Source organism: Arthrobacter crystallopoietes (assembly GCF_002849715.1).
Taxonomy (GTDB): domain Bacteria; phylum Actinomycetota; class Actinomycetes; order Actinomycetales; family Micrococcaceae; genus Crystallibacter; species Crystallibacter crystallopoietes.
Genome location: NZ_CP018863.1, coordinates 1,100,464 through 1,126,551 on the forward strand (window position 1 = coordinate 1,100,464; position 26,088 = coordinate 1,126,551).

Below are 26,088 nucleotides of genomic sequence, written 5' to 3' on the forward strand. Positions count from 1 at the left end.
TCCGATGCGTCAGTAGGCGAGGGAACGGTCGAGGGCCTCAAGCAGGCGGTCGATGTCCGGAAGATAGTGCTCTTCCACCTTGGCCACGGGGTAGGGCATGTGAAAACCGCCCACCCGCAGGACCGGGGCCTCGAGGCTGAGGAAGGCACGTTCGGAGATGCGTGCGGCGATCTCGCCGCCGACGCCGCCGAAAGTGGGTGCCTCGTGGGTGACGATCAGGTGGCCGGTCTTGTGCACGGACGTCGTGATGGTGTCGAAGTCGATCGGCGAGATGGAGCGCAGATCGATCACCTCCACGCTGTTGCCGTCCTCCTCGGCGGCCTGCGCCGCTGCCAGCGCAACCGGGACGAGCGGGCCGTAAGCGACGATGGTGGCGTCCGTTCCCTCGCGGACCACCTTGGCGCTGAACGCGTCCTGGCCGGGGCTCTCCGTGTCCACTTCGCCCTTGAGCCAATAGCGGCGCTTGGGCTCGAACACGATGACCGGGTCGTTCGACTCGACGGCCTGCTGGATCATCCAGTAGGCATCGTGCGGATTGGACGGGGTAATGATGCGCAGCCCTGCGGTGTGTGCGAAGAGCGCCTCCGGCGATTCGGAATGGTGCTCGATGGAGCCGATGCCACCGCCGTAGGGAATGCGGATGACGACGGGCGCGCTGAGATCGCCGGAGCTGCGGGCGTGGATTTTGGCCAGCTGCGTGGTGATTTGGTTGAAGCCCGGGAACACGAAACCGTCGAACTGGATTTCGCAGACCGGCCGGTAGCCGCGGAACGCCAGGCCGATCGCAGTGCCGATGATGCCGGATTCGGCCAGCGGGGTGTCGACGACGCGGGTCTTGCCGAATTCGGCCTGCAGGCCTTCGGTTACCCGGTAGACGCCGCCCAAAGCACCGATATCCTCGCCCATGAGCATGGTCTTGGGGTTGTTTTTCATCGTTTCGCGCAGGCCGGCGGTAATGGCCTTGGCGATGGTCATGTTGGCCACTAGTTACTCTCCCCTGCCTCGTCGGCGTCCGCGAAGCCTGCCTCGTACTCCAGGTGCCAGGCGAGCTCTTCGGCGACCAGCGGGTGCGGATCGGCGTAGACGTTGTTGAAGCTCTGCACCATTTCCGGACCGGTCATGGCCAGGACCTCGGCGCGGACCTTGGCGGCCATCTCATCGCCCTGGACCGTGACCTCCTCGAAGAAGGAGTCATCCGCGGTGTTGCTGGAGCGCAGGTACCGTTCCAGGCGCTTGAGCGGGTCCTTGTCCCTCCACGCGTCCTCCTCGGCGGAGAGCCGGTACTTGGTGGGGTCGTCTGCGGTGGTGTGGGCGCTCATCCGGTAGGTAAAGGCCTCGATGAGCACCGGGCCCAGGCCGGAACGGGCATGCTCCAGAGCCCAGCGCGTGACGGCGTGGACGGCAACCACGTCATTGCCGTCCACCCGGATGCCAGGGAAGCCGTAACCACTGGCGCGGTTCGACAGCGGGATCCGCGACTGTACCTCGGTGGGCACGGAGATGGCCCAGTGGTTGTTCTGGCAGAAGAAGACCACCGGAGACTGGTTCGAGGCGGCAAAGACCATCGACTCGTGGACATCGCCCTCGGAGCTGGCGCCGTCGCCGAAATAGGCAACACTGACGCCGTCCTCGCCGTCCCGCTGCAGGCCCATGGCATAGCCGACGGCGTGCAGGGTCTGGGCGGCAAGGACCAGCGTGTAGAGGTGGAAGTTCTTCTCCCGGGGATCCCAGCCGCCGCTGGAAACACCGCGGAAGAGCTTCAGCAAGGCGGACAGTTCGAGCCCGCGGGTCAGCGCCACACCGTGCTCGCGGTACGTCGGGAAGACGTAGTCATTCGCCTGCAGCGCAGTGCCGGAACCGATCTGCGCGGCCTCCTGACCCAGCAGCGGCGGCCACATAACCAGTTGTCCCTGGCGCTGCAGCGCCACGGCTTCCTGGTCGAAACGCCGGACCAGGAACATGTCCCGGTACAGCCCGCGCAGGGCCTCGCCGTCCAGATGCGCGGCGTATGGCCCGTACTGGACGTCCTCGCGCAGTGTTCCGTCCGAGGCAAGTAGCTGCACCATTTCCGGAGCGTCTGCGGGGTCGCTGGAGGTCATGGACTGCTCAAGTTCCTCAATGTCGAATTCAGAGGTGGGCAGGTGCTCAGCGCCCATACGAACTCCTCGCCGGCATGCCGCCCGTCGACGGTTACCTTAGCTGCTGATATATGCCTTGAACGGAATGCATTACCCGCAAGGCATATATTGGTCGGTTTTCTGTTCCAGCCTAACGATACCGGGCCTCAGCCCCGCTGTTGTTACGGTCAGGAAACGCCGGGGCCTTTTGTATAGTTCGCACACAGAGAGAGGAAACGCGTATTGGCCTCCACCTCGCCGATGCTGACCCGGACCCCTTCGTTGGGGAAGGCCCGTACGGACAGGGCCTGCTCCCCCGCATAGGCGGCAAAGTCCTGGGCATTCTCGCCCAGCGGGAGCCAGACAAAGTTGCCCTGGGACTCGGGGATCTTCCAGCCAAGCTCGCTCAGGCCGGCCACCACGCGGTCGCGTTCGTCCACGAGGCTTTGTACCCTTTCCACAACCTTGTCGTAGTGCTTCAGCGAGGCAATTGCCGCATCCTCGGCCAGGCTGGACACGGCGAAAGGCGTGGCGGCGACCCGCAGGTGCTGGGTGAGTTCCGGATTCGAGACGGAGTAGCCAACGCGAAGATTGGCCAGGCCATGGGCCTTGGAGAACGTCCGCAGGACGATGACGTTCGGGTACTTCTTGTACACCTTGATGCCGTCCACCACTTCCGGATCCCGGACAAACTCGGTGTAGGCCTCGTCGATGACCACCACGACGTCCTGCGGGACCTTGGCCAGGAAGTCCTCCACCTGGGCGGTGGTAAGGGCCGGGCCGGTCGGGTTGTTCGGGGTGCACAGCAGGACGACTTTGGTCCGCTCATTGAGGGCGGCCGCCATGGCCTCAAGGTCGTGCGAGCCGTCCGCCCGGTTGGTGATCTGCACGCTGGCTGCGCCGGAGAGGCCGATCATGATCGGGTAGGCCTCGAAGGAGCGCCAGGCATAGACGACCTCGTCCGCCGTGCCGTCCTCGCTCTGGCCGGCGAAGGTCTGCAGGATCTGTACCAGCGCGCCCAGACTGCCGGCACCGGTGACGATGTCCTCGGCCGGAACATCCAGGAACCGGCTCAGTTCGGTGCGCAAGGCTGTCGACAGCGGATCCGGGTAGCGCTGGATGTTGTGCTGGGACTGGATAGCCTCCAGCACCTCCGGGATCGGCGGGAGCGGGTTCTCATTGGAGGAGAGCTTGTACGGCTGCAGCCCCTCAATGACGGCTGGCGGTTTGCCCGCTGCATACTTGGGCAGCCGGTCCATGACCGGGCGGGGGCGGATCTGACGGTCTTGGGCTGCCGTCTGAACCGCAGCTACGTTGGTGGGGTTCTGGGTAGAAGTCATGGGTTAAAGAATACGGTGGTGCAACGAGGCGTTTGTCACGCCGGATCGGGTGCCCCGGCATCAGCGGTATGACAGCATGAATCCATGGGAAAGTTCATTGTGCGTGTTCTGATCAATGGCCTGGCGCTGTGGATAGCCAGCTGGGTTCTGCCTGGCATAACGGTGGAAAGCACAGCGGCAACGGAAGTTGCGCAGGGAAACTCAACGGCCGGCGTCGTACTTGCGTTCCTCTTTATCGGGCTCATTTTCGGCCTGGTCAACGCCATCGTGCGGCCGATCGTCAGCTTCCTGTCGCTGCCGGTCACGATTCTGACGCTGGGCCTGTTCACCATCATCATCAACGCGCTCATGCTGATGCTCACGGCCTGGCTCTCGTCCTACACACCCGTGAACTTTGTGGTCGATTCCTTTTTCTGGACCGCGGTGCTCGGCTCGCTGATTATCAGTCTCGTGTCCCTGATCGCCGGATCGATTACGCGGACCCGGTAGCGCGTGCCTCACCGGCGGCCGGCGGCACGGTGAGGCACTTTTGATCTACCCGTAACGTCCGGCCACTGCAGCCGAAACACGCCGTTCCTACAGTCTTACCAACAGGGTGAAACCGCTCCCCTTTTGGAGGACTGAATGAGTGTTGAGCAGATCAAGACCACAGGCACCGTGCCCGCCGGCGCCGCGACAGATTCGCGGCTGCGCATACGTCCGGGCCGGTGGGTGGACGGCTGGGATCCGGAAGACAAGGACTTTTGGGAAACCGAAGGCCGGCCGATCGCGCGGACCAACCTGAACTGGTCCATCTTCTGCGAGTTCCTGGGGTTTGTCGTCTGGCAGCTGTGGTCGATCATGGCCGTCCAGCTCCCTGCGGCGGGATTCGACTTCACTAACTCGCAGATTTTCTGGCTGATCTCGATTCCGAGCCTGGTCGGAGCCACCTTGCGCATCCCGTACACCTTCATGGTGCCGAAGTTCGGTGGCCGGAACTGGACGGTGATCTCCGCCCTGCTGCTCCTGGTCCCGTCCATCGGGCTGGCCGCGTGCGTGGCCAACCCGGAGACGCCCTTCGGCGTGATGCTGCTGATGGCGGGTCTGGCAGGCCTGGGCGGCGGCAACTTCGCCAGTTCGATGGCCAACATCACCTACTTCTACCCCTCGGCCGAAAAGGGCTACGCGCTGGGGCTGAACGCCGCTGGCGGGAACCTCGGCGCCGCCGTCGCACAGTTGGTAGTGCCCTTGGTGATCACGCTCGGCGCGGCCGCTGCGCTTAACCTCCCGCTGGGCGGACTGATCTGGGTGCCGCTGATTCTGCTGGCCGCCTGGGGTGCGCGGAAGTACATGCACAATCTCTCGCACGCGAAGGGTGATGCCGCCGGTTCCGTGGCGGCCTTGCGCGAGCCGCATCTGTGGATCATGGCGCTGCTCTACATCGGCACCTTCGGCTCCTTCATCGGTTTCTCCGGGGTGTTCCCGAAACTCATCCACGACGTCTTCCCCGGGTTCTCTTCCTTCGCGGTGGGCTCGGCCGCTCTCTCGCTGGCGTTCCTTGGCCCGCTGGTGGGCTCGCTGGCCCGTCCGCTTGGCGGCAAGCTGGCCGACCGCTTCGGCGGGGCGCGGATGACGGTAGCTTCGTTCGCGGCCATGGCGTTGATTGCGCTGGCCGTGGTGTGGACGCTGCCGCTGGCGAACTTCTGGCTCTTCCTGCTGCTGTTCCTGGCACTGTTCACCGCGAGCGGCTTCGGCAACGGCGCCACCTACCGGATGATCCCGCGCATCTTCGCCATCCGCGGCCAGACCGGGACCACCCGCAGCAGCGCGGACGTCGGCAGCGGGCGCAAGGCGGCTGCGGCGCTCGGCCTGGTTTCCGCCATCGGCGCGTACGGCGGTTTCCTGATTCCGCAAGTCCTCAACGCCTCCAATACCGCCACCGGCAGTTACACCGGCGCGTTCTACGGCTTCATGGCGGCCTACGCGGTGATGCTGGCGGTGGCCTGGTTCTGCTACCTGCGGCCCGGATCCGAGATGGCCCGGGGTGGTGTCTGATGGCGGTGGATACGCACTGCCCTTACTGCGCGCTGCAGTGTGCAATGCGGTTGGCGCCCCATGAACCGGCGGCCGCAAGCGTGGCTACCGAACCAACTTACGACGACGGCGGCAGAGCCCAGCTCCCAGTTGCCGGGACGCCGCTGGACGCAGCCGGCAGGGACTTTCCCACGAACCGGGGAGGTTTGTGCCGGAAAGGCTGGACCTCGCCGGCGCTGCTGGATTCACCGGAACGGCTGACCGAACCCCTGCTGCGCGGCGGTGACGGCAGCTTCCGCCCGATCGGCTGGGATGAAGCCCTCGATCTGGCGGCCAAGGCCATCCGGAGCTCCCGCTCGCTGCATGGGCCGGATTCGGTGGGGGTCTTCGGCAGCGGCGGCCTGACCAACGAAAAGGCATACCAGCTGGGCAAATTCGCGCGGCTGGCCGTGGGCACCTCCCGGATCGACTACAACGGCCGGTTCTGCATGTCCTCCGCCGCAGCGGCGGGGAACCGGGCGTTCGGCGTGGATCGGGGGCTGCCGTTTCCGCTGGCCGACCTGGACCAAGCCCACGCCGCCCTGCTCCTGGGCTCCAACGTGGCGGACACCATGCCGCCGTTTGTCCAGCATCTGCAGGGCGCCCGGGCTGCGGGCGGCCTCATCGTGGTGGATCCACGGCGTACTGCCACCGCCGCCCTGACGGAGGGCGGCGCGGGACTGCACCTCCAGCCGACGCCGGGTACGGATCTGGCGCTCCTGCTGGGCATTGCCCACGTCGTCGTCCATGAGGGACTCGCCGACCAGTCCTTTATCCGAGCACGCACCACTGGCTTTGAGGCACTGCTGCACAGCCTGAACCACTGGTGGCCGGCACGGGTCCAGTCCGTGACCGGCGTTCCCGCGGAACTGATCCGCGAGACGGCGCACCGGTTGGCTTCAGGGGCGCGGCCTGATGCCGGCGGGCAGGCGACCGGCGGGACCTATATCCTCACGGGCCGCGGCGTTGAGCAGCATACCGATGGCACGGACACCACTACCGCGGCCATCAACCTGAGCCTGCTGCTGGGGCTTCCGGGCAGCAGCCACAGCGGCTACGGCACGCTCACCGGGCAGGGCAACGGGCAAGGTGCCCGCGAGCACGGCCAGAAGGCCGACCAGCTGCCGGGCTACCGCAAGATTACCGATCCGGCCGCCCGGGAGCATGTTGCCCGTGTCTGGGGTGTGCGGCCCGAGCAGATTCCCGGGCCCGGTGTTCCCGCCGTCGAAATGCTCATGGGCCTTGGCCGGCCCGGCGGAGTGCGCTGCCTGCTGGTGCACGGGTCCAATGTGGCAGTTTCTGCCCCCGATGCCGGTGCCGTCATCTGCGGGCTGCGCAATCTGGACTTCTTCATGGTTGCGGACTTCTTCCTGTCCGAGACCGCCGCCGAAGCGGACCTCGTGCTGCCCGTCCTGCAATGGGCGGAGGAAGAAGGGACGATGACCAACCTTGAGGGGCGTGTGCTGCGGCGCCGCCGGTCCATCGATCCGCCGGCCGGGGCACGCTCGGAACTGTGGATCATGGCCGAACTGGCCCGGCGGCTGGACGCACCGTCGAGCTTCAGCGCTGACGCCGGAACCGTCTTCGAGGAACTCCGCCGTGCTTCTGCCGGCGGTCCGGCCGACTACTCGGGCATCAGCTATGGCATGCTCGACGCCGGCGCGGAGGCCTACTGGCCGTTCCCGGCCGGGTCCGTGGGTACGCCGCGGCTGTTTCTGGACCGCTTTGCGCACGACGACGGCCGGGCCAGACTGGTGCCCGTCTCGCAGGCGGCGCCGCCCGAAGCACTCAACGAGTCCGGCAGCCTCACGCTGGTAACCGGCAGGCTGCTGGAGCATTACCAATCCGGCGCCCAGACCCGGCGGGTTGCCGAACTCGCCGCTGCACAGCCCGAAGCACGGCTGCAGGTGCATCCCGTGACGGCGCAGGGGCTGGGTGTCGCCGATGGAGACCTGTTGGAAGTCATCGGCTCGCGCGGCTCGGTCCGGATCAGGGCCGATGTGACGATCGGAATCAGACCGGATACCGTCTTCCTGCCCTTCCATTTCCCCGGGGAGCAGTCGGCCAACATCCTCACGTCCGCGGCCACCGATCCCCTTTCCGGCATGCCCGAATTCAAATCCACCGCCGTGCGGGTCCGCGTGCTGGCGAAAGCAGGGGCCCTGTGAGCGGGCAAAACGCTGAAAGGCTTGTCGAACGCGTTGTCCTTGTCGGCTTCGGTCCGGTGGCAGCCCGACTTGTGGACGAGATCCTTCCCGCGGTCCGTGAGGGCCGGCTGGATCTGACGGTCATCGGTGCCGAAGGCGTGGCGGCCTACAACCGTGTCCTGGTTGCCGACGTGGGCACGGGGCGGACTACCGGCGAGGCCATCGGGCTGGCCGATGCCGCCCGGCTCCGCGGCGACGGTGCGACGGTACTGCTGGGCCGCACCGTCCGTCGGATCGACCGGGCGCGCAGGACCGTGCTGCTGGATGACGGAACCAAGGAGCCTTTCGACCGCCTGGTGCTCGCCACCGGAGCGCAGGCCGTGGTCCCTACGCTGGCCGGCCTGAATCCTGACCCGGCCGCCGTGGATATGCTGCCGCCCGGCGTGACGGCTCTGCGGGATCTGGAGGATGCGGCCAAGCTGCGCGCCGTCGTCGGTTCCCGCGGCCGGATCGTTGTTCTTGGTGGCGGGATTCTTGGTATCGAAGCGGCCCTGGCCTCGGCCGAGGAAGGAGCCGATGTCACCGTGGTCCATCACGGACCGCACCCGCTGGGCCGCAACCTTGATCCCGGCGGCGGCCGGATGCTGGCCGCCGCGCTGCACGCCAGCGGAATCCGGCTGGCGTCCGATGTCCGTTCCACCGCCGTCGCTTTCCGCCCACGAGCGGGAGGCCGCCACCAGTTCCATGCGCTGGTGCTCGAGGACGGCACCGAGCTTCCCGGCGATCTTCTGCTCCTGTCCTGCGGGGTGCGGGCGAGGACAGAACTGGCTGCCGGCTGCGGACTGGGCGTGGAGAAGGGGATCCTGGTGAACCACCGGCTCGAGGCCGACGTGGAAGGGCGGATATTCGCCATCGGCGACTGCGCCCAGGTTGCGTGCGGCGACGGCGGCTGCACAGTCTGTTCAGGCAGTACTGCGGGACCGGCCGGCCTGATCGGCCCGGGCTGGCGCCAAGCCGAATACGTTGCCCGGCGTTTGCTGGAGCTCGCGCCACGGCGGCAGATGGTCGTGGCAGGCGGGACAACGGCGCAGACCCAGACGGCGCCACTGGCACCGGAACGGCCCTGCGTCGTGCTGCTCAAGGCGCGAGGACTGGACCTGGCCTCGGCCGGGAACATCTCGCCCGAGCTCTGGGACGCCTGGCGGCCGGAACGGGATAGCGGCGGGAGTCCGCCGAGTTGCCCGCCCATCCAGGTAACCCAGTGGGCCGACCCGGAACATGGGCGGTATGCCAAAATGGTGACTCGCGCCGGGGTGCTTGAAGGACTGGTCTGCGTCGGCATGCCCCGGACTGCGGCCGAACTGGTGCTGCTGTATGAGCGGGGGGCCGAACTGCCGGCGGACCGCACCGCCCTGTTCCGGTTGGATTCGGTTGAGCAGCAGGACGATGGGCCGGCACCTGCCGATCCGGACTCCACTTTGTGCCGCTGCAGCGGGGCAACGCTCGGCGGGGTGGAGAACGCGATAGCCGGCGGCTGCAGCAGTGTTGAAGAGGTTTCTGCCTGCACCCGGGCCGGCACCGGCTGCGGCGGTTGCAAATCGCGCATTGGGGAATTGATCGACGCTTATGCGTCAGTAGCCGTGCGGGCGGTTCCGCAATGAGTACGATGCCCGCTTATGCGGTGGCAAGGGTTCGCGGGCGGGTACCTGCCGGGTCAGCGTGAACAGGTGCCGGCTTGCCAGGCCTCCGCCTACAGCGGCGCCGAGTGCCAGGCAGGCATCTGTCACCGAGACGTCCGAGCTGTTCTGCAACAGCTGGGCTCCGGCCACGTAGTTCCCGAAGTCATGTCCGGGGCCAAGGCCGCCGTCTTCGCCGTCCGCCGTCGCTACTTCGTTGGTCAGGGTCACGGTTACCCGGTCTCTGGTATCCGGGCTGGACTGTCCGTCTGCTCCGGGTACCCAGTCCTGGACATGCTCCAGGTGCAGGCTTCTGAGTCCTTCCGGCAGACCCACACCACCGACCGGGGAGCCGGCCGTGAGCACGTAGGAAACGTTGTGCTCGGCCAGGAATGCCTTGTCTGCGGCCATATTCATGGCGTGGATGCCGCCCTGGCTGTAGCCGACCAGGACCACCTGGTCCGCTGCCTCCGCGCCGGCCTCCTCCAGAGCCGCCGAAACCGCTGCGGAGACATGGCGGCTGTCATAGGCGAGCGCTTCGGCTACCCCCGTCTCGTCGAACGGATTCTCTGTTGCCTCCGGTCCCTGGGACTGCGTTCCCGGCAGCGAGACAACCCAGCTCTTGCCGGCGGCGGCTTCCGTTTCCAGAATCTCGATAGCTCCCGGCCCGGCCGCTGCCGCGACACCGGCACGAGCGAGCAGTCCTGCCGGTGTGGCCTCCAGCGGCACCGCCCCGGCCGCCGGTTCTCCTCCGGGTCCGATTCCGGCATCGGCGCGGCGTGTTACCGAAATGGGAGCCGGCTGCAGCAGACCCAGCCCGTTCGCGGTCTCGACAAGGTCCGGCGCGAGCCGCTCGGTGGTCGATGCGCTTCCGGCGCCTGGATCAAGGGGATCATCGGGCAGGCCGGGGATCGGCGGCAGCGCCAGCAGGCCGCGGGTTCCGTGGTTGATCAGCCGTTCCATGCCTGTCAGCGTTGGCCGCAGCTCGTTTCCCATCGCTTCGAAGGGCGTACTCAGCCACCAGGTTCCTTGCGCCAGTCCGTCCAGGGCACCGTTGGCGGCAGCCTCGGCCCGCCCGTAAGCCTCCTTCGCCCGGGTTACGTGGTCCGCTATTTCACGGACATCGTCGGCCGACGCCTGGACAGCGTCCAACGCCCGCCGCACGGCCTCCTGCGCCACTGCCCGCCCCGGCAGCATGAAGATGCGGCTGTCCAGGATGGTCAGCTGCAGGGCATAAATGTCGAAATAGATCCGATCCGCATCCGCGGCCACGGACCCCAGCCGGACTGCAGCGTCATCAAGCTCTTCCCATTGGAAGGCCGCGCCGCCGATCCCGCCCGTGACACGGAAGCCGCCAATGCCGGCGGAGCTCCCGTCCAGCCGGGCGGGGGCAGGCAGCCACTCTGGATCGCCGGTCATGGGCCCGGCTGGATCAGGTCGGCCGCTTCAACCGCTACACCGAAGGCATTGACGGCCACGGCCGCCTCCCTGACTTCTGTTGCCGCGTTGTCCATCCGCAGCTGGCGTTCCACCAGGCTGCGGCGGAAGGCCTGTCCGGCTGGAGACACCCAGGCCGCCAGTTCCAGTCCCGCCAGCCGGCCATTGAGCTCCAGCAATGCGGTCTCGCAGGCGTACAGCCGGCGCGCAGCCAGCCGCAGATCGTCGGTTCCCGTCCCGCCGACCGCAAGACCCGACGTCGTACTTTGCAACGAACTGGCCATCACTCTTCCTTCCCTTGCATCGAGGCTAGGCCGCGGCACAGGATGGCAGGCAGGTGAGTTGAGGTATGTGCGCAAGGGCCGCCGGGGGTGCGTTGTGGAGATCGGGTGAGCCGGCGCACAGCGGCAACCAGCCAACGAACCGGTGCGGTGAAAGATAGCGGACAGGTTAGGGAATCGTGCCCGACTCTTGAAAGAATAGGGCCCATGGCTGAAACTTCCCGCGTCTCCCTGGCAGACGTCACTCCTGCAATCGCCCTTGGCCCCCTTGACGGCCGCTACCGCTCCGCCGTCGCGCCGCTGGTCGACTATCTCTCCGAGGCGGCGCTGAACCGCGACCGCGTCCACGTGGAGGTCGAGTGGCTGATCCATCTCACCAGCCAGTCCGTCCTGCCGGGAGCCGGACCGCTCAGCGCCGAGCAGCAGGCCGCGCTGCGCAAGATCGTCACCGACTTCGACGGCAACTCAGTGCGCGAACTGGCCGAAATCGAGGCCGTCACGGTCCACGACGTGAAGGCCGTGGAGTACTACATCGGCCGCCGGCTGGAGGACATCGGCATCGATCACCTCAAGGCCATGGTGCATTTCGGCTGCACCTCGGAGGACATCAACAATCTTTCCTACGCCGTAGGCATCAAGGGTGCCGTGGAGCAGGCCTGGCTGCCGGCCGCCCGCTCGCTCGTGGCGCAGATCAGCGACATGGCGGAGGCCAACCGGGATGTCCCGATGCTCTCGCGCACCCACGGCCAGCCGGCGACGCCCACCACGCTGGGCAAGGAACTGGCGGTCACCGCGCACCGGCTGACCCGCCAGCTGGAGCGGATCGCCCGGACCGAGTACCTGGGCAAGATCAACGGCGCCACCGGCACCTACGCCGCCCACTACGCGTCGGTGCCCGGCGCCGATTGGCAGGCCGTTTCCAAGAGCTTCGTCGAGGGTCTGGGCCTGACCTGGAACCCGCTGACCACGCAGATCGAGTCGCATGACTGGCAGGCCGAGCTGTACGCGGACATCGCCCGGTTCAACCGGATCCTGCACAACGTGTGCACGGACATCTGGAGCTACATTTCGATCGGCTACTTCGCGCAGATTCCGGTGGAGGGCGCTACCGGTTCTTCCACCATGCCGCACAAGGTCAACCCCATCCGGTTCGAGAACGCCGAGGCCAACCTGGAGATCTCCAACGGCCTGCTGGACACCCTGGCCGCCACCTTGGTTACCTCCCGCTGGCAGCGCGACCTGACCGACTCCTCCTCGCAGCGCAATATCGGCGTGGCCTTCGGGCACTCGATGCTGGCCATCTCGAACGTAACCAAGGGCCTGGAGCGGCTCGATGTGCCGGCCGAAGTGCTGGCCGCGGACCTGGATCAGAATTGGGAGGTGCTCGGCGAAGCCATCCAGATGGTCATGCGCGCCGAAGCCATCGCCGGGGTCGAGGGTATGGACAACCCCTACGAACGGCTGAAGGACCTCACCCGCGGACACCGAGTGGATGCCGAACGCATGAAGGAATTCGTCTCCGGTCTGGGGCTGTCCGCCGAGGCTGAAGCTCGCCTGCTGGCGCTGACTCCGGGCAGCTACACAGGGATTGCCAACCAGCTGGTGGACCATCTCAAGTAGCCCGAACAAAGCGTAAGTACGACGCCGGAGCTTAATTCCGGCGTCGTACTTCGTTGGGAAGCGATCCACCCGCCGGCAACCTGCCGGTCATTTCCGCTGCCTAAAGTCGCAATCCCGACTTGCCCGCCCTCCTCCGGGCCGGCCACCGAGCTGCCTCTGCAGTCGGGATGCACGAAAGGCACGAAAATGAGTACCAACTCCCCCAATCTCGGACGCCGCGGACTGATCGCCGGCGGCACCGGCGCCATCCTGGCCGGCATGCTGGCCGCGGCGCCGGGCGCCAACGCCGCAGTCCCCGCCCAGCGACAAGGCAACGCCAAGATGCCGCTGGCGTTCGGTCCCGACGGCAAGTTCCGCGTGGTCCAGTTCAACGACACACAGGATGGGCCGCGTACCGACCGGCGCACGGTTGAGTTCATGGGCAAGGTCCTCGACGCCGAGAAACCCGGCTTCGCCTTGATCAACGGCGACGTGATCAACGGATCGCCCAAGACGGCCGAGGAGGTCCGCCAGTCCATCAACAACGTGGTGCAGCCGATGGAATCGCGCGGCATCAAGTGGGCCGTCACGTTCGGCAACCACGACGAGGATTCGATGGCGAACGGCACCGGCATGACCGAGGCCAAGATGCTGGAGTTCGTCCGCGGCTACCAGCACAACGTCAACGTCCGGCCGGAGAAGGGCGTCGACGGCTCGTCCAATGCGCAGCTGCTCATCCGCTCTGCCAGCGGCAACAAGCCTGCGTTCGGCATCTGGCTGCTCGACTCCGGACGGTATGCCCCCGAGAACCTCGGCGGCCAGGACTTCGAAGGCCTGATGGGCTACGACTGGATCCGCCCCAGCCAGATCCAGTGGTACCGGGAAGCGTCCGAGGCCGCCGAAAGGCAGCACGGCAAGATCCCTTCGCTGATGTTCTTCCACATCCCGCTCTTCGAGCACCACCACATGTGGTTCGGATCCCAGTTCAGCTCCGACGACGCCGACCACGCGGCCGCAGTGACCAAGCACAGCATCGTCGGCGTCAAGAACGAAAGCGTTTACACTGGCGCCTTCAACTCCGGTCTTTTCAGCGCCCTGCAGGAGCGCGGCGACGTCCGCGGTGTCTTTGTGGGCCATGACCACATCAACACCTACTCGGGCAACTACTTTGGAATCGAGCTGGGCTACGGACCCGGCACAGGCTTCGGCACTTACGGCCTTGGCGGCGCCAAGGAACACCATCTGCGCGGTGCCCGCGTGTTCGAACTCGACGAGCGCAAAGAGCAGGTCTACACCGCGACCAGGACCGTGTTCGCGAAGGAGCTTGGCATCGACATGGATCCGAAGAGCCAGCCGCTGGACGAACCGCTCCCGCTGCCGTAGACCGTTCCGGAATCAGCTGGCGTGGCGATATGCTGCCTCACGAATCCGGCCGGCGGGCGCTGATTCGTGAGGCAGCTCACCAAATTCGTCGTTTGGACACAAAGGGGTCTAGAGTCATAACTACGCCGCGGGGTGGAGCAGTTCGGTAGCTCGCCGGGCTCATAACCCGGAGGTCACAGGTTCAAATCCTGTCCCCGCAACGAATAGGAAAGGCCGTCAGTCCGCATTGCGCGGGTTGGCGGCCTTTCTGCTTCCACCGGCCGCGCAGTCCTGCTGTTCGCTCCCCGCCGCAATCTATCCGGCGGGAAAACTCTTCGGAGCAGGAACGCCCTCCGATCGGAACGAGAATTCTTTGTCCTCGGGACCGGGCCGTATGAGAAACCAGAAACCTAGGCAGCACACACCGCCGACTGCAACCATCAGCCCCAGCAAGCCCACCACGCTGGTATGGGTCACGGAGCCTTGCAGGGCATGGCGGAAGAACGTCAGCCAGACACCCACGGCCGTACCAAAGATGCCGATCAGCAGCGTCCGCCACGGGTGTTCCCACAGCCAGGGACCCAAGCCATTGAATTCGGCCTGCTCATACATGCGCATGCCCATGGCGTTCCGGGGGCTGAGCAGTTGAATGGTTCTTGGTGGATCAAGGTTCGCCGCGGAAGCAGGCTGCTCCACCAGTTGGGCGGCCGCGAGCGGCGCGGCTAGCAGCGCTCCCATTGCGTGCAGGGCATCTCGTCCCTGCGGCAACGACAGGATCTCCAGATACTGTTCGGCCGTATCCATGGGCATTCCGTCGGCAAGAAGTTCCTCAAGCGCCATGCCGCGGCAAGCCGTGAGCTTCCGCAGCCGGTCCACCTCGGGCCTGGCCGTGTCTTGGGGTGGCAACGTCGCGTGCGCCCAGGTCCAGTCAAGGTTCCGGCATCCCACTTGGAGGAACGGACCTTTTGTCATTTGCGGACGGACAATGATGGAACGGCGGTCGCCGTCCCGGACCATCAGGACAGCCGGCCGGCTGACTTTGCAAAGGTAGGGACCAAGCTCCCCTCCCTTCAACCGGGCGTGGGCGACGATGACGTCGGAGGTCCGCCACACCTGCAGTTCCGACTTAAGGGAGGAGGCCGTGTTGTAGAAGTCGAAATCGAATTTGCCCGAGACCAAGACCGCCTCCCCGTTGAAGGTCTGCCGTCGATAGGGAGGACGCTTCCCGAGCAGGACCTGCCAGCCCAGACCCACCGAGACGGCCTGCAGTTCAGCCCCGAGTGATTGGCCCAGATCGGTGGCGGTCTGCCCGCTGGCCACCATGTTCAAGGTTTCGGCCACAGCGACGGCTTCGTCCTCATCCACGGCGCACACCACTTCGGCTCCAACCCGTCCTTTTCTGGCCGTCATTTCCCAAACCGAGCAAATGATTTTCCTGCGCTCCAAGGCCTCCACCAGTTCATGCCGTCGGGAATTTTCAACGGTCCATTCGAACTTCAGCGTTGCTGTGCGCCAGTTGCCTTGCTCCATGAGCTGATCCTAAGGAAGACGACAGCGGGTTGCAGAAGTTATCCACAGCCTGCATCGGTTAGGGTCAAGTAATGAACAATGGCGACATCACCTTCCATACCCGCAAGTGGGTGCGGCCCGAAGACCTCAATGCTAACGGCACGCTCTTCGGCGGCAGCCTGCTGCGCTGGATTGACGAGGAAGCCGCCATCTACGCCATCGTCCAGCTCGGCAACGGGATGGCGGTGACCAAATACATGTCCGAGATCAACTTTGTCAGTTCCGCCCAGCAGGGAGACCTGATCGAGATGGGGCTGACAGCCACGCATTTCGGCCGGACCTCGCTGACGATGCGAGCCGAAGTACGCAACATGTTCACCCGCCAGTCCATCCTGACCATCGAGAAAATCGTCTTCGTCAATCTCGGTGTGGACGGCTTGCCCGCGCCGCACGGCTACACCGAGATTACGTATGACCGCGACCGGGTGCCGTCCCAGCACCTGGACCGCATGCCGCCGCCTCAGCACTGATTCCGGCGGCACTCACCAGCGGGGAACCGGCCGCCAGAGCGGGCACGGCTTCGTTGACCCGGGGCGCACGCTCATGCACACCGGCACGGCTTGTTCGGCCACGTCGGCTAACTCGTCGATATGGAAATACAACGGGTCTACCTCGTATGCGAAGCAGAAAATCTCGCAGTCGCAGTAGGCACCCATTCGTCCCAGCCGCCCTTCCAAGACGGTGGCGCGCGGAGCCGTAGTTTCACGGAACCTTGCAGTCCAGCGCAGTCCCCGGCGCCCGTTTTCAAGCATGCGCCAGACGTAGCAGGCCAGGCATTCTCCGGTGCTTGGCTCACTCATCCATCGGCCGACGGCGGGCCGTTCCAGCTCGATACCTCCACCGCCCGCCAGCGCATACCGGCCATCATCCATAGCGCCTCTGCCTTTTCATATCCCCAATGCTTCGCTGGGCAGCCGGGGCCGTGACAGGGGCGCTGGTCCGGATGTGCGTCAAGAGCCCGCATGCCGGAGCTGTGGAGGGAGTGCCTGCGCCCTGCCGCACGGGCAACAGGCGCGGCCAAAAACCGCTTTCGCCTTCAGGTTTGGCGGCGGCTCTCCTGGAAGCGAATGATGCGCTCCACGGCTTCGGCCACGGCCTCCCGACCCGCAGCGAAAGAGAGCCGGACGGAACGGCTGCCGCGAACGGCGTCGAAATCGGAGCCTGGCACCAGCGCGACACCTTCCTGTTCCAGCAGCGCGCGGCAGTAATCGCCGGAGTCCGTAAAACCGGCCAGCTGGTCCCCCAGCTCGGCGTAAAGATAGAACGCCCCGTCGGCCGGCGCGGCCGTTCCCCACTGAAGCCTGCCGAGGTTGTCCAGCAGGATCCGCCGGATCGCGGCGAATTCGGCCACGGCGGCCTCGGCCTCGCTGTAGGAGTCCTCGCTGAAGGCTTCGACGGCCGCCAGTTGAGCCGGCGCAGGCGGGCACAGCGCCACATTGCCGGCGAGCGCTTCCATTGCCGGAGCTAGGTCCCGCGGCATCAGTGCCCAGCCCAGCCGCCAACCGGTCATCCCCCAGTACTTTGAAAACGAGGAAATAACGACGCCGGTCCGGTCCATTTCCCAGGCACACACACCCCGGGCGTCGGGCGCCTGGGGGTCGGCGGGGTAGGTGATGCCGTGGTAGATCTCGTCGCTGACCAGCCGCACTCCGTTGACCGCACACCACTGCGTCAGCGCGGCAAGCTCCGCGCGGGAGACCATCGTTCCCGTCGGATTCGCCGGCGAGGCGAGGATCAACCCGGCGAGCGGACCGTGCGCGGCAGCTGCAGCGTCCAGCAGGGCGGGCGTCGGCTGGTAGCGCTCGGCCGGACCGCAGTCGATCTCCACCACCTCGCAGCCCAGCGAGCTGAGGATGTTCCGGTAGGCAGGGTAACCGGGCCGGGCCAGCGCCACCCTGTCCCCCGGGTTGAAGGCGGCCAGGAACGTGAGCATGAACGCGCCCGAGGAGCCGGTGGTGATGGCCACGTCATCGCGCTCGACTTCCAGCCCGTACCAGCGGCGGTAGTGCCCCGCCACGGCTTCGCGCAGTTCGCTGATCCCCAAGGCGCTGGTGTACGTCAGGGGCATGCCGGAGGCGTGTACCTCCGCAGCCTTCGCCGACACACCCCGAGGCGCCCCGCCGGAGGGTTCGCCGGCGCACAGCGAGATCACGTCCCGTCCCGCCGCCCGCATCTGGGCGACCCGGTGCAGTATCTTCATGACTTCGAAGTGCGGAACGAGGGCGCGGTCAGCCACCTTCAGCGGGTTCAATCAGGTGCCCGCTCTCAGGAATCGGTCTTGGCGATGTACACGTCGCAGGACGCGCGCTGCGCCACGGACGTTGCCACGCTGCCGAGCACCCGTCCCAGCCCCTTCATCCCCACGTTGCCCACCACGATCAGCCGCGCGTCCACGCGCTCGGCCTCCTCGATCAGGACGTCCTGCGGCTTGCCGTGCAGCGCGGCATAACTGGTGTGAAGCCCCTCGGTAGCGAGATCCTCGGTAGCCTTCTTGGCCACTTTTTCGGCCGTTGATGAGTCCGACAGGTACCACTTATCGTTCCCGATGCGCACCACCTCGGCGTTATCGGTCGCATGGGCGGTGACCACCCGCAGCTCCGCCGACAGTCCGGCGGCAAGCTGTGCGGCAGTTCGGGCGGCCTTCATCGAAGTTTCGCTGCCATCAACTCCAACAATGATGATTCCTGCCATCGGGGTCTCCTCTTCGAGAATGTCATCGGGACCGCTCAGGGGCGGCTTGAAACCAACATACATGCGTTCCCGCAGTGCCTGCGGCAGATAGTACTTGTAGTACAAGTCAGGCACTTGTACTATTTCAAGCATCGACAACCCGACTAAAGGACCCCGATGACCGCCACCACGTTCTCCAATCCACTCGCCGCGATCTCGGGCGGCGAAGCCACCACGGACCGCATCCGGCACGTGAAGCTCTCCACGCTGACGCTCCCGCTGCAGACACCGATCAGCGACGCCAAAGTCCTGACCGGCCGGCAGAAGCCGATGACCGAGATCGTGTTCCTCTTCGCCGAGATCACCACACAGGACGGCCACCACGGCATTGGCTTCAGCTACTCCAAGCGCGCCGGCGGCCCCGCCCAGTACGCCCATGCCAAGGAGGTCGCGGACAACCTGATCGGGGAGGACCCTAATGACATCGGCCGGGTCTACCAGAAGCTGCTCTGGGCCGGCGCCTCGGTGGGCCGCAGCGGCGTCGCCACGCAGGCCATCGCCGCACTGGACATCGCGCTCTACGACCTCAAGGCCAAGCGGGCGAACCTGCCGCTGGCCAAACTCCTCGGCGCCTACCGCGATTCCGTGCAGACCTACAACACTTCCGGCGGCTTCCTGCAGGCCCCCATCGAGGAGGTCAAGGAGCGCGCCAGCGCCTCACTGGCCGCGGGCATCGGCGGCATCAAGATCAAGGTGGGCCAGCCGGATACCAAGCTTGACCTGGCCCGCGTCACCGCCGTGCGCGAGCACCTCGGCGACGACGTGCCGCTGATGGTCGATGCCAACCAGCAGTGGGACCGGCCCACGGCCATGCGCTTCGGCCGGGTGCTCGAGCAGTTCAACCTGGTCTGGATCGAAGAACCTCTGGATGCGTACGACGCCGAAGGCCACGCCCAGCTGGCCAACGCCCTGGACACCTCGATCGCCACCGGCGAGATGCTCTCCAGCGTCACCGAGCACATCAGCCTGATCAACAACCGCAGCGTGGACATCATCCAGCCGGACGCCCCGCGGATCGGCGGCATCACGCCCTTCCTCCGCCTGGCAGCCCTGGCGGACCAGGCCGGGCTTCAGCTGGCACCGCATTTCGCCATGGAGATCCACCTGCACCTGGCCGCGGCCTACCCGCGCGAGCCGTGGGTGGAGCACTTCGAGTGGCTCAACCCGCTGTTCAACGAGCGGCTGGAAACCCGCGACGGCCGCATGATCGTCCCCAACCGGCCGGGCCTGGGCTTCACGCTCAGCGAGCAGGCCCATGCCTGGACCACGGACACGGTAGAGTTCGGCACGAACTAGCCCGCCGAGAACCATCCCGCCGCAACAACAAGGACCATCATGGCCGAGCCCGCCGCCGTCGACCGCGGTTCCTCCCGCAGCCTCACCCACTCCGTGGTGGAGCAGCTCAGGAGCAGCATTGTCGACGGCGGCATCGGTCCGGGCGACAAGCTGCCGGCGGAAAGCGCGCTCATGGCGCAGTTCGCCGTCAGCCGCACCGTCATCCGCGAGGCGATCTCGCGGCTGCAGGCGGCCGGACTGGTCGAGACCTACCGCGGCAAGGGCACGTACGTGCTGACCCGGCCCAGCGAGGAGTCCTTCACCGCCGGGCCGGAACAGATCCGCACCCCCGAGGACCGGCTGCAGCTGCTCGACTTCCGGCTCGGCCTGGAGGTGGAGGCCTCGGCCCTGGCCGCGCTGCGCCGGACCCCCACCCAGCTGGCCAAGATCGGCGGGGCGCTGGCGGACTTCCGCGCCGCCCGGAACAAGCCCAGCGAGGCGGTGGAGGCGGACTTCCGGTTCCACCGGGCCATCGCCGTGGCCACCAACAACCGCTTCTACGTGGATCTGCTCGCCTCGCTCGGGCCTGCGATGATCGCCATGCCCCAGACCAGGCTGCTGGCGAACAACGACGACGGCGAGGAGACGCATTTCTCCCGCGTCGCCTTCGAACACGAGACGGTCTTTGACGCCATCGGCCGGCAGGACGCGCAAACGGCCGCCGCCGCGATGCGCACCCATCTGGCCAACTCCCGCGCGCGCCTGGGCCGCCGCCCCGACTAGCAGTACCCAAAGTACAACGGCGGCTGCCGGCCTTTCGAACGAAAAGCCGGCAGCCGCCGTCGTACGCGGTATTAGAAGCCGTCCGGTGCCTTGACCGCGAGGACCGGGCGGTCCGCCTGGAGCAGGATCCGCTGGGCCTGGCTGCCCATGATGAACTTCCCCACCTGGGAGCGCTTGCGCAGGCCGATGACGATCAGGGCGGCGTTGACATCGTCCGCGACGTCCATGAACTCGTCGGTCAGGTCATCGGTGTGGCCGGGCTGGCGCACGGTGGCGGTGATGCCCGCGTCCGCGGCCCGCTGCACCAGCTCGGCAACCTGCTCGGGCGAGGCCAGGGCGGCATCCACCGGGGCGCCCTTGCGCGGGGAATTGAGGATCACCATGTCCAGCCCGCGCAGTTTTGCTTCGGCAATGCCGGCGGTGAGCGCGGCTTCGCCTTCGGGGGTGGGCAGGTAGCCGACCAGGATACTCATACTGATTCCTTTTCATTCTTCTGCGACGGATCGTCGGTGTTGGTGGCCTTTTTGGCGCGGGCTTTCTTGAACAGAGACTGGATCAGCGGCAGGAAGATGACCATCAGGAAGACCAGCAGCAGTACGCCGGAAATCGGGCGGGTGACGAAGCCGGCCGCGTCGCCGCCGAAGACCAGCAGCGAACGGCGCAGGTTCTCTTCCAGCAGGGCGCCGAGCACAAAGGCCAGCACCAGCGGCCCCGGCTCGAAACCGAACTTCTTCATCAGGTAGCCGATCACGCCGAAGAAGATGACCAGCCAGATGTCGAAGACGCTGTTGCGGATGGTGTAGACGCCGATCAGCGTGATCAGCACGGTGATCGGGGCCAGGATGGCGGCCCGCACGCGCAGGATCTTGACGAAGATGCCCACCAGCGGGATGGACATGATCAGCAGCAGGATGTTCCCGATGTACATCGAGTTCACCACGCCCCAGAAGAGTTCCGGGTCGTTGGCCACCAGCTGGGGGCCGGGCGTGACGCCCTGGATCAGCAGCGCGCCGAAGATGATCGCCATGGTGGCGTTGGCGGGGATGCCCAGGGTCAGCAGCGGGATGAACGACGACGTTGCCGCCGCGTTGTTGGCCGATTCCGGTGCGGCCACGCCCTCTACCGCACCGCGGCCGAAGCGCTCGGGGTTCTTGGCGCGCTTCTTCTCCATGGCGTAGGCGGCCAGCGAGGAGAGCGTGGCGCCGCCGCCAGGCAGGATGCCCAGGAAGAAGCCCAGAACGGAGCCGCGGCCGATGGCGCCGGAGGACTGCTTGAGGTCCTGGCGCGAGGGCCAGACGTTGGCCACCTTCGCCGGAGCCTGCACCTTATTGTGGCGCTGCTCCAGGTTGTAGAGGATCTCACCGAGCCCGAAGATACCCATGGCGATCGGCACGAAGTCGAGGCCGTCGGCAAGCGAGAGGCTGCCGAAAGTGAAGCGGGATTCACCGGTGAAGCCGTCGCGGCCCACCGTGGCGAGCAGCAGGCCGAGGCCCGCGGCGATGACGGACTTGAGCTTGCCGCCGTTGCTGACCGTGGCCACCAGGAGGATGCCCAGCAGCGCCAGGGCGGTGTATTCCGGCGGGCCGAAGTCCAGTGCGAAGCCCGCGACGATCGGGGCCAGCAGGGTCAGGCCGAAGATGGCAACGGTGCCGCCGATGAAGGAGCCGATGGCCGCGATGCCCAGCGCCGTTCCGGCCTTGCCTTGCTTGGCCAGCGCGTAGCCGTCGAACACCGTGACAACGGCGGAGGCCTCGCCCGGCAGCCGCAGCAGCACGGACGTGATGGTGCCGCCGTACTGCGCACCGTAGAAGATGCCGGCCAGCATGATGATCGCGGTGACCGGCTCCACGCCGTAGGTCAGCGGCAGCAGGATCGCGATGGTTGCGGCGGGGCCGAGGCCCGGCAGCACACCGATCAGCATGCCGATCATGACGCCGAGCAGGCAGTACAACAGGTTCGTCGGTTCCAGCACCACGCCGAAACCGTTGATCACCGGTTCAAAAAATTCCATGAGTCTTCCCTAGAACAAATGCGGGACGGGCACGCCGAGGGCCACGACGAAGATCAGGTAGAAGGCGGCGACAACGGCGAAGCTGAGCACCGTGGACATCCGCCAGGTTTCCTTGCCCAGGAACCTCAGCCAGACGAACGTCAGCAGTAGGGACGGGATCTCGAATCCGATGGTCCCCACCAGCAGCACAAAGCCGATCAGCGTGCCGACACCGGCGAGCACGGCCCAGCTCGAGGAGGAGAACTTCTCGGCGTCCAGCGTGTTCCGGCCGAAAACCGCCAGCGCGGTGGCCAGGACCACCAGCACCACGCTGATGATGAACGGCCACATGCCAGGCTCCGGCGCCTCGGGCGTCCCCAGCCCCATGCCCAGGGAGAGGAAAATGCCGGCAACGCCAATAACGACGACGACGGCGGCCGCCGCGATGTTGGCCAGCGGACCTGCTGCGGGGGGCTTGTCCTCGTCCCATTCGGCCGCGAGCTGCTCCGGCGTCAGATCATCGAGTACGGAGCCCGCCTCGGCGGCAGCGCGAACGTCGCTGCCGCCGAGGTTGGAACCATCACCGTGTGGTGATGTCACTTCTCGCCTCCGAGATCAATGCCGTATTCCTCCGTGAGGGCCTTGTACTTCTCGGCGTAGCCCTTCCAGTCTGCGGCCAGCTGCTCGCCGTCGATCTGGGTCGGAGTGAACAGGTTCTGCTCGTTGAACTCCTTGTACTTCTCCGACTCGAAGGCCGCGGTGAAGGCTTCCTTCAGCTCGGCGATGACCGGCTCCGGCGTGCCCTTCGGTGCTGCCACTGCGCGGTACTGGGACACCGGAACGTCGTAGCCTGCCTCGACGGCGGTGGGCGTGTCCGGCAGGTACTGGTTGCGCTCTTCGGAGAAGGTCACGATCGGCGTCAGCTTGCCGGCTTCGATCTGCGGCATGGCCTCGCCCAGCTGGATGGTCGCCAGGTCCACCTGGTTGCCCAGCAGTGCGGTCATGGCCGGGGAGCCGCCGTCGAACGGTACGTCGGTTCCCTCAACCCCGGCCTGCTTGAACAGCAGTGCCTGGGCCAGCTGGCTGCCGGTGCCGACGCCGGTGGTGGCGAAGTTGAACTTCTTGTCGGCGCTGGTGATGTCCTCCATGGTCTTCAAGCCGGAGTCTGCATTGGCCACCAGCACGTAGTCGTCCTGGGAGATGCCGGTGATGACCTCGACGTCATCCAGCGAGACCGCTTCCTCCTCACTGACGGCCAGCGGAGTGATGGTGATTAGCGAGGCGTTGAGCAGAATCAGGTTCTGGCCGTCCGGCTCCATGGCGGCAACTTCCTTGGTGGCCAGAGCGCCGTTGGCACCGGGCTTGTTGACCACGGGAATGGCCACGCCCAGCGGATCGGCAGCGTTCTCGGCGAGTGCACGGCCGATCCGGTCGGTGCTGCCGCCCGGGTCCTGGCCGATGGTCAGGGTCACGGGACCGGACGGGAACTCGCTACCATCTGCAGCTGCCCCGGAATCGGAAACATTCCCGCCGCAGGCGGACAGGCTCAGGGCAAGCGCCAGACCCGCGCTGGCGGACACGGCCGCGCGGCGGGTGAGCTTGGATGCGAACATTTAGGTCTCCTTTTGGATGGTGCAGGGTGTCGCGGCGGACCCGTGAACGGTTGTGAGGCCCATCACCACTGCAAGGTGCTTCTGGAAGCCTAAGGACAGCTCATGATACTTGTCCAAGCCCAATAAGGCATGAAGTGATACCCTCTGTGCATCATGTACTCACTCGACCAGCTTCGCGGTTTCGTGGCCGTTGCCGAAGAACTCCACTTCGGCCGCGCCGCGGAACGCCTTAATATGACCCAGCCGCCCTTGAGCCGGCAAATCCAAAAGCTTGAGCGCGGCATCCAGGTGCAACTCTTCGAGCGGGACAACCGCCGGGTGACCCTCACCTCGGCCGGCGAAGCCTTCCTCGTCGAGGCACGCAAGCTGCTCGCCTTGGCGGACAGCGCCCCGGATCTTGCCCGCCGGATCTCGGCCGGCGCCGCGGGCACTGTCCGCATCGGCTTCACCGCGGCCTCCACTTACGGTCTGCTGGGCGCCCTGCTGAACGAGATCGGGACGCACCTGCCGGAGATCGACGTCGAACTCACGGAGATGGTGACGCGCGAACAGATCCCGGCACTGGTGAAGGGCGAGATCGATATCGGCCTGGCCCGGCCGCCCTTTGATGAGGAGCTGTTCGACTCGCGGCTCCTGTACCGGGAGCCGATGGTGGCCGCCCTGCCTGCGGGGCACCCGCTGGGGCGGCTGGGGCGCGCGATCACCGGGGAGGACCTGCGCAACGAAGACCTGATCATGCACTCCCCCACCCAGGCGCGCTACTTCTACGACCTGGTGGTTAGAACCCTCCCGGTGACCAACACGAACTTTGTCCATACCGTGAGCCAGATCCTGACCATGGTGTTGCTGGTGGCGGCCGGTCGCGGGATCGCGCTGGTCCCACAGTCGGCCAGCGTGCTGGGCATCGACGGCGTGGAGTACGCACGGGTGGAGGGCTTCGGCGAAGACCCCGTGGAGCTTTATGCCATTTGGCAGCGCGATTCCCGGAACCCCGCGCTGCACCGGGTGATGAACCTGATCGAGCAGGCCTGATTCATTCGCAGCGCCCCGGGCCCCGCCGTCATAATGCAGAGAAGGTATCAAACCATACAAAAACACTCTTGGACATGCATCGAAAGTGTTCCTAGGCTGGCAGCAATGCACACCCCCATTCGGCGCCAGGGCAAGGACCTCGCGCCGCCTAATTAAGGACACAACACGTGGCACAGCTGAACCCGGCCGAATTGGCAACCCAGATCAAATCCGGTCTGCTCTCTTTTCCGGTAACGCATTTCGATGCGGACCTGCAGTTTGATGAGGCCCGGTACCGCGAGCACCTCGCCTGGCAGGCCGGCTACGACGTCGCGGGCCTCTTCGCCGGCGGCGGCACGGGTGAAGGCTTCTCCCTCACCACCGCGGAAATGGACCGCGTGGTCCGCGTTGCGGTGGATGAAATCGGCGGCAGGGTCCCCGTCCTGGCCTCCGCCACCGGACCCACCTTCCAGGCCATCGAGCAGGCGAAGTCGGCCGAGGCCGCCGGTGCGGATGGCCTGCTGCTGCTGCCGCCGTACCTGACCGAGGCGGACCAGGAAGGCCTGATCGAACACGTCAGCGCCGTCTGCCGCGCCACCAACCTCGGCGTCATCGTCTACAGCCGGGCGAACGCCGTCCTGACGGACACCTCGGTGGCCATCCTGGCCGAACGCAACCCGAACCTGATCGGCTTCAAGGACGGCATCGGCAACATCGAGCAGATGACCCGGATCTACGCCAAGGTGGGCGAGCGCCTCGCCTACATCGGCGGGCTGCCGACGGCGGAGACTTTCGCGTTGCCGCTGCTGCAGCTGGGCGTGAGCACCTACTCCTCGGCGATGTTCAACTTCGTGCCCGAGTTCGCGCTCGGCTTCTACCAGGACGTCCGCGCCGAAAACCGCACGGCCGTCTACCAGAAGCTCAACGACTTCGTCATTCCGTACCTGGACATCCGCGACCGGGTGAAGGGCTACGGCGTGTCCATCGTCAAGGCCGGCCTGACCGCCGTGGGCCGCGACGGCGGCAAGGTCCGCCCGCCGCTGCAGGACCTCACCGAGTCCGACCTGCACGAACTGACCACCCTGATCAACAAAATCAGCTAGGAG

24 protein-coding genes and 1 tRNA gene are annotated in these 26,088 nt (G+C 66.1%); 12 read left to right on the plus strand and 13 right to left on the minus strand.

Annotated elements, in window-relative coordinates:
- Positions 1-9: 9 nt before the first annotated feature.
- The 3 genes from AC20117_RS05330 to AC20117_RS05340 all read right to left on the minus strand — a co-directional run bounded on the left by AC20117_RS05330 (position 10) and on the right by AC20117_RS05340 (position 3,457).
- Complete coding sequence (locus tag AC20117_RS05330) at positions 10-984, minus strand: alpha-ketoacid dehydrogenase subunit beta (protein ID WP_101632544.1); 975 nt, start codon at positions 982-984, stop codon at positions 10-12.
- On the minus strand, positions 984-2,156 hold the full coding sequence (gene pdhA, locus AC20117_RS05335; protein ID WP_074700633.1) for a pyruvate dehydrogenase (acetyl-transferring) E1 component subunit alpha: 1,173 nt from the start codon (positions 2,154-2,156) through the stop codon (positions 984-986). Before pdhA ends, AC20117_RS05330 begins: the two co-directional genes overlap by 1 nt.
- A gap of 149 nt (positions 2,157-2,305) precedes the next feature.
- Positions 2,306-3,457 carry a histidinol-phosphate transaminase gene (locus AC20117_RS05340; protein ID WP_083339718.1) on the minus strand — a complete coding sequence of 384 codons (1,152 nt, stop codon included), beginning with the start codon at positions 3,455-3,457 and terminating at the stop codon, positions 2,306-2,308.
- Positions 3,458-3,541: 84 nt separating this feature from the next.
- On the opposite strand from AC20117_RS05340, the gene AC20117_RS05345 reads away from it, so the two are divergent.
- The 4 genes from AC20117_RS05345 to AC20117_RS05360 all read left to right on the plus strand — a co-directional run bounded on the left by AC20117_RS05345 (position 3,542) and on the right by AC20117_RS05360 (position 9,317).
- Complete coding sequence (locus tag AC20117_RS05345) at positions 3,542-3,946, plus strand: phage holin family protein (protein WP_074700630.1); 405 nt, start codon at positions 3,542-3,544, stop codon at positions 3,944-3,946.
- A 135-nt stretch (positions 3,947-4,081) separates the two neighbouring features.
- Positions 4,082-5,491, plus strand: a complete 1,410-nt coding sequence (locus AC20117_RS05350; RefSeq protein ID WP_074700629.1) for an MFS transporter — start codon at positions 4,082-4,084, stop codon at positions 5,489-5,491.
- Entirely contained in the window at positions 5,491-7,677 is a 2,187-nt protein-coding gene (locus AC20117_RS05355; RefSeq protein WP_074700627.1) for a molybdopterin oxidoreductase family protein, read from the plus strand. Before AC20117_RS05350 ends, AC20117_RS05355 begins: the two co-directional genes overlap by 1 nt.
- Entirely contained in the window at positions 7,674-9,317 is a 1,644-nt protein-coding gene (locus AC20117_RS05360; RefSeq protein WP_074700626.1) for an FAD-dependent oxidoreductase, read from the plus strand. The genes AC20117_RS05355 and AC20117_RS05360 overlap by 4 nt, the downstream gene beginning before the upstream one ends.
- Here AC20117_RS05360 and AC20117_RS05365 read toward each other — a convergent pair.
- Both AC20117_RS05365 and AC20117_RS05370 read right to left on the minus strand, forming a co-directional pair.
- The gene (locus AC20117_RS05365) at positions 9,288-10,751 is read right to left on the minus strand and encodes a hypothetical protein (RefSeq protein ID WP_074700625.1); all 1,464 of its coding nucleotides are present in this window, start codon (positions 10,749-10,751) and stop codon (positions 9,288-9,290) included. The two genes, AC20117_RS05360 and AC20117_RS05365, sit on opposite strands and share 30 nt — an antisense overlap.
- Complete coding sequence (locus AC20117_RS05370; RefSeq protein WP_074700624.1) at positions 10,748-11,053, minus strand: hypothetical protein; 306 nt, start codon at positions 11,051-11,053, stop codon at positions 10,748-10,750. The genes AC20117_RS05365 and AC20117_RS05370 overlap by 4 nt, the downstream gene beginning before the upstream one ends.
- A 204-nt stretch (positions 11,054-11,257) precedes the next feature.
- On the opposite strand from AC20117_RS05370, the gene purB reads away from it, so the two are divergent.
- From purB to AC20117_RS05385, 3 genes are all read left to right on the plus strand, one after another.
- Positions 11,258-12,670, plus strand: coding sequence for an adenylosuccinate lyase (gene purB, locus AC20117_RS05375; RefSeq protein ID WP_074700623.1), 1,413 nt, complete (start codon positions 11,258-11,260; stop codon positions 12,668-12,670).
- A gap of 186 nt (positions 12,671-12,856) precedes the next feature.
- Entirely contained in the window at positions 12,857-14,032 is a 1,176-nt protein-coding gene (locus tag AC20117_RS05380; protein ID WP_074700621.1) for a metallophosphoesterase family protein, read from the plus strand.
- Positions 14,033-14,158: 126 nt separating this feature from the next.
- Positions 14,159-14,232: transfer RNA gene (locus AC20117_RS05385), tRNA-Met, on the plus strand.
- Between the two features lie 94 nt (positions 14,233-14,326).
- On the opposite strand, the gene AC20117_RS05390 is transcribed toward AC20117_RS05385, so the two are convergent.
- Positions 14,327-15,541 (minus strand): hypothetical protein, encoded by a 1,215-nt coding sequence (locus AC20117_RS05390; protein WP_074700620.1) that lies wholly within the window; start codon positions 15,539-15,541, stop codon positions 14,327-14,329.
- 71 nt (positions 15,542-15,612) lie between these two features.
- Here AC20117_RS05390 and AC20117_RS05395 point away from each other — a divergent pair, with 71 nt between their 5' ends.
- A complete protein-coding gene (locus tag AC20117_RS05395; RefSeq protein ID WP_074700619.1) occupies positions 15,613-16,050 on the plus strand; it encodes an acyl-CoA thioesterase in 438 nt (145 codons plus the stop codon).
- A 12-nt stretch (positions 16,051-16,062) separates the two neighbouring features.
- Here AC20117_RS05395 and AC20117_RS05400 read toward each other — a convergent pair whose 3' ends face one another.
- The 3 genes from AC20117_RS05400 to AC20117_RS05410 all read right to left on the minus strand — a co-directional run bounded on the left by AC20117_RS05400 (position 16,063) and on the right by AC20117_RS05410 (position 18,271).
- Entirely contained in the window at positions 16,063-16,452 is a 390-nt protein-coding gene (locus tag AC20117_RS05400; protein WP_074700618.1) for a DUF2695 domain-containing protein, read from the minus strand.
- Positions 16,453-16,616: 164 nt separating this feature from the next.
- On the minus strand, positions 16,617-17,780 hold the full coding sequence (locus tag AC20117_RS05405) for an aminotransferase class I/II-fold pyridoxal phosphate-dependent enzyme (RefSeq protein WP_074703201.1): 1,164 nt from the start codon (positions 17,778-17,780) through the stop codon (positions 16,617-16,619).
- 65 nt (positions 17,781-17,845) lie between these two features.
- Positions 17,846-18,271, minus strand: a complete 426-nt coding sequence (locus AC20117_RS05410) for a universal stress protein (protein WP_074703200.1) — start codon at positions 18,269-18,271, stop codon at positions 17,846-17,848.
- A 156-nt stretch (positions 18,272-18,427) separates the two neighbouring features.
- On the opposite strand from AC20117_RS05410, the gene AC20117_RS05415 reads away from it, so the two are divergent.
- Together AC20117_RS05415 and AC20117_RS05420 are read left to right on the plus strand one after the other, a co-directional pair.
- Positions 18,428-19,606: an L-talarate/galactarate dehydratase gene (locus AC20117_RS05415; RefSeq protein ID WP_074700616.1), complete on the plus strand. Its 1,179-nt coding sequence runs from the start codon at positions 18,428-18,430 to the stop codon at positions 19,604-19,606.
- A 39-nt stretch (positions 19,607-19,645) separates the two neighbouring features.
- Positions 19,646-20,368 (plus strand): FadR/GntR family transcriptional regulator, encoded by a 723-nt coding sequence (locus AC20117_RS05420; protein WP_074700615.1) that lies wholly within the window; start codon positions 19,646-19,648, stop codon positions 20,366-20,368.
- Positions 20,369-20,439: 71 nt separating this feature from the next.
- Here the strand turns inward: AC20117_RS05420 and AC20117_RS05425 are convergent, their stop codons facing one another.
- From AC20117_RS05425 to AC20117_RS05440, 4 genes are read right to left on the minus strand one after another with little or no spacing between them, the layout of a single operon-like run.
- Entirely contained in the window at positions 20,440-20,841 is a 402-nt protein-coding gene (locus AC20117_RS05425; RefSeq protein ID WP_074700613.1) for a universal stress protein, read from the minus strand.
- Complete coding sequence (locus tag AC20117_RS05430; RefSeq protein WP_074700612.1) at positions 20,838-22,379, minus strand: tripartite tricarboxylate transporter permease; 1,542 nt, start codon at positions 22,377-22,379, stop codon at positions 20,838-20,840. Before AC20117_RS05430 ends, AC20117_RS05425 begins: the two co-directional genes overlap by 4 nt.
- A gap of 9 nt (positions 22,380-22,388) precedes the next feature.
- On the minus strand, positions 22,389-22,958 hold the full coding sequence (locus tag AC20117_RS05435; protein WP_074700610.1) for a tripartite tricarboxylate transporter TctB family protein: 570 nt from the start codon (positions 22,956-22,958) through the stop codon (positions 22,389-22,391).
- Positions 22,955-23,971, minus strand: a complete 1,017-nt coding sequence (locus AC20117_RS05440; RefSeq protein ID WP_074700608.1) for a Bug family tripartite tricarboxylate transporter substrate binding protein — start codon at positions 23,969-23,971, stop codon at positions 22,955-22,957. Before AC20117_RS05440 ends, AC20117_RS05435 begins: the two co-directional genes overlap by 4 nt.
- Positions 23,972-24,124: 153 nt before the next feature.
- Here AC20117_RS05440 and AC20117_RS05445 point away from each other — a divergent pair, with 153 nt between their 5' ends.
- Both AC20117_RS05445 and kdgD read left to right on the plus strand, forming a co-directional pair.
- Positions 24,125-25,003 carry a LysR family transcriptional regulator gene (locus AC20117_RS05445; RefSeq protein ID WP_074700607.1) on the plus strand — a complete coding sequence of 293 codons (879 nt, stop codon included), beginning with the start codon at positions 24,125-24,127 and terminating at the stop codon, positions 25,001-25,003.
- A gap of 167 nt (positions 25,004-25,170) precedes the next feature.
- Positions 25,171-26,085, plus strand: coding sequence for a 5-dehydro-4-deoxyglucarate dehydratase (kdgD, locus tag AC20117_RS05450; protein ID WP_074700606.1), 915 nt, complete (start codon positions 25,171-25,173; stop codon positions 26,083-26,085).
- Positions 26,086-26,088 lie beyond the last annotated feature (3 nt).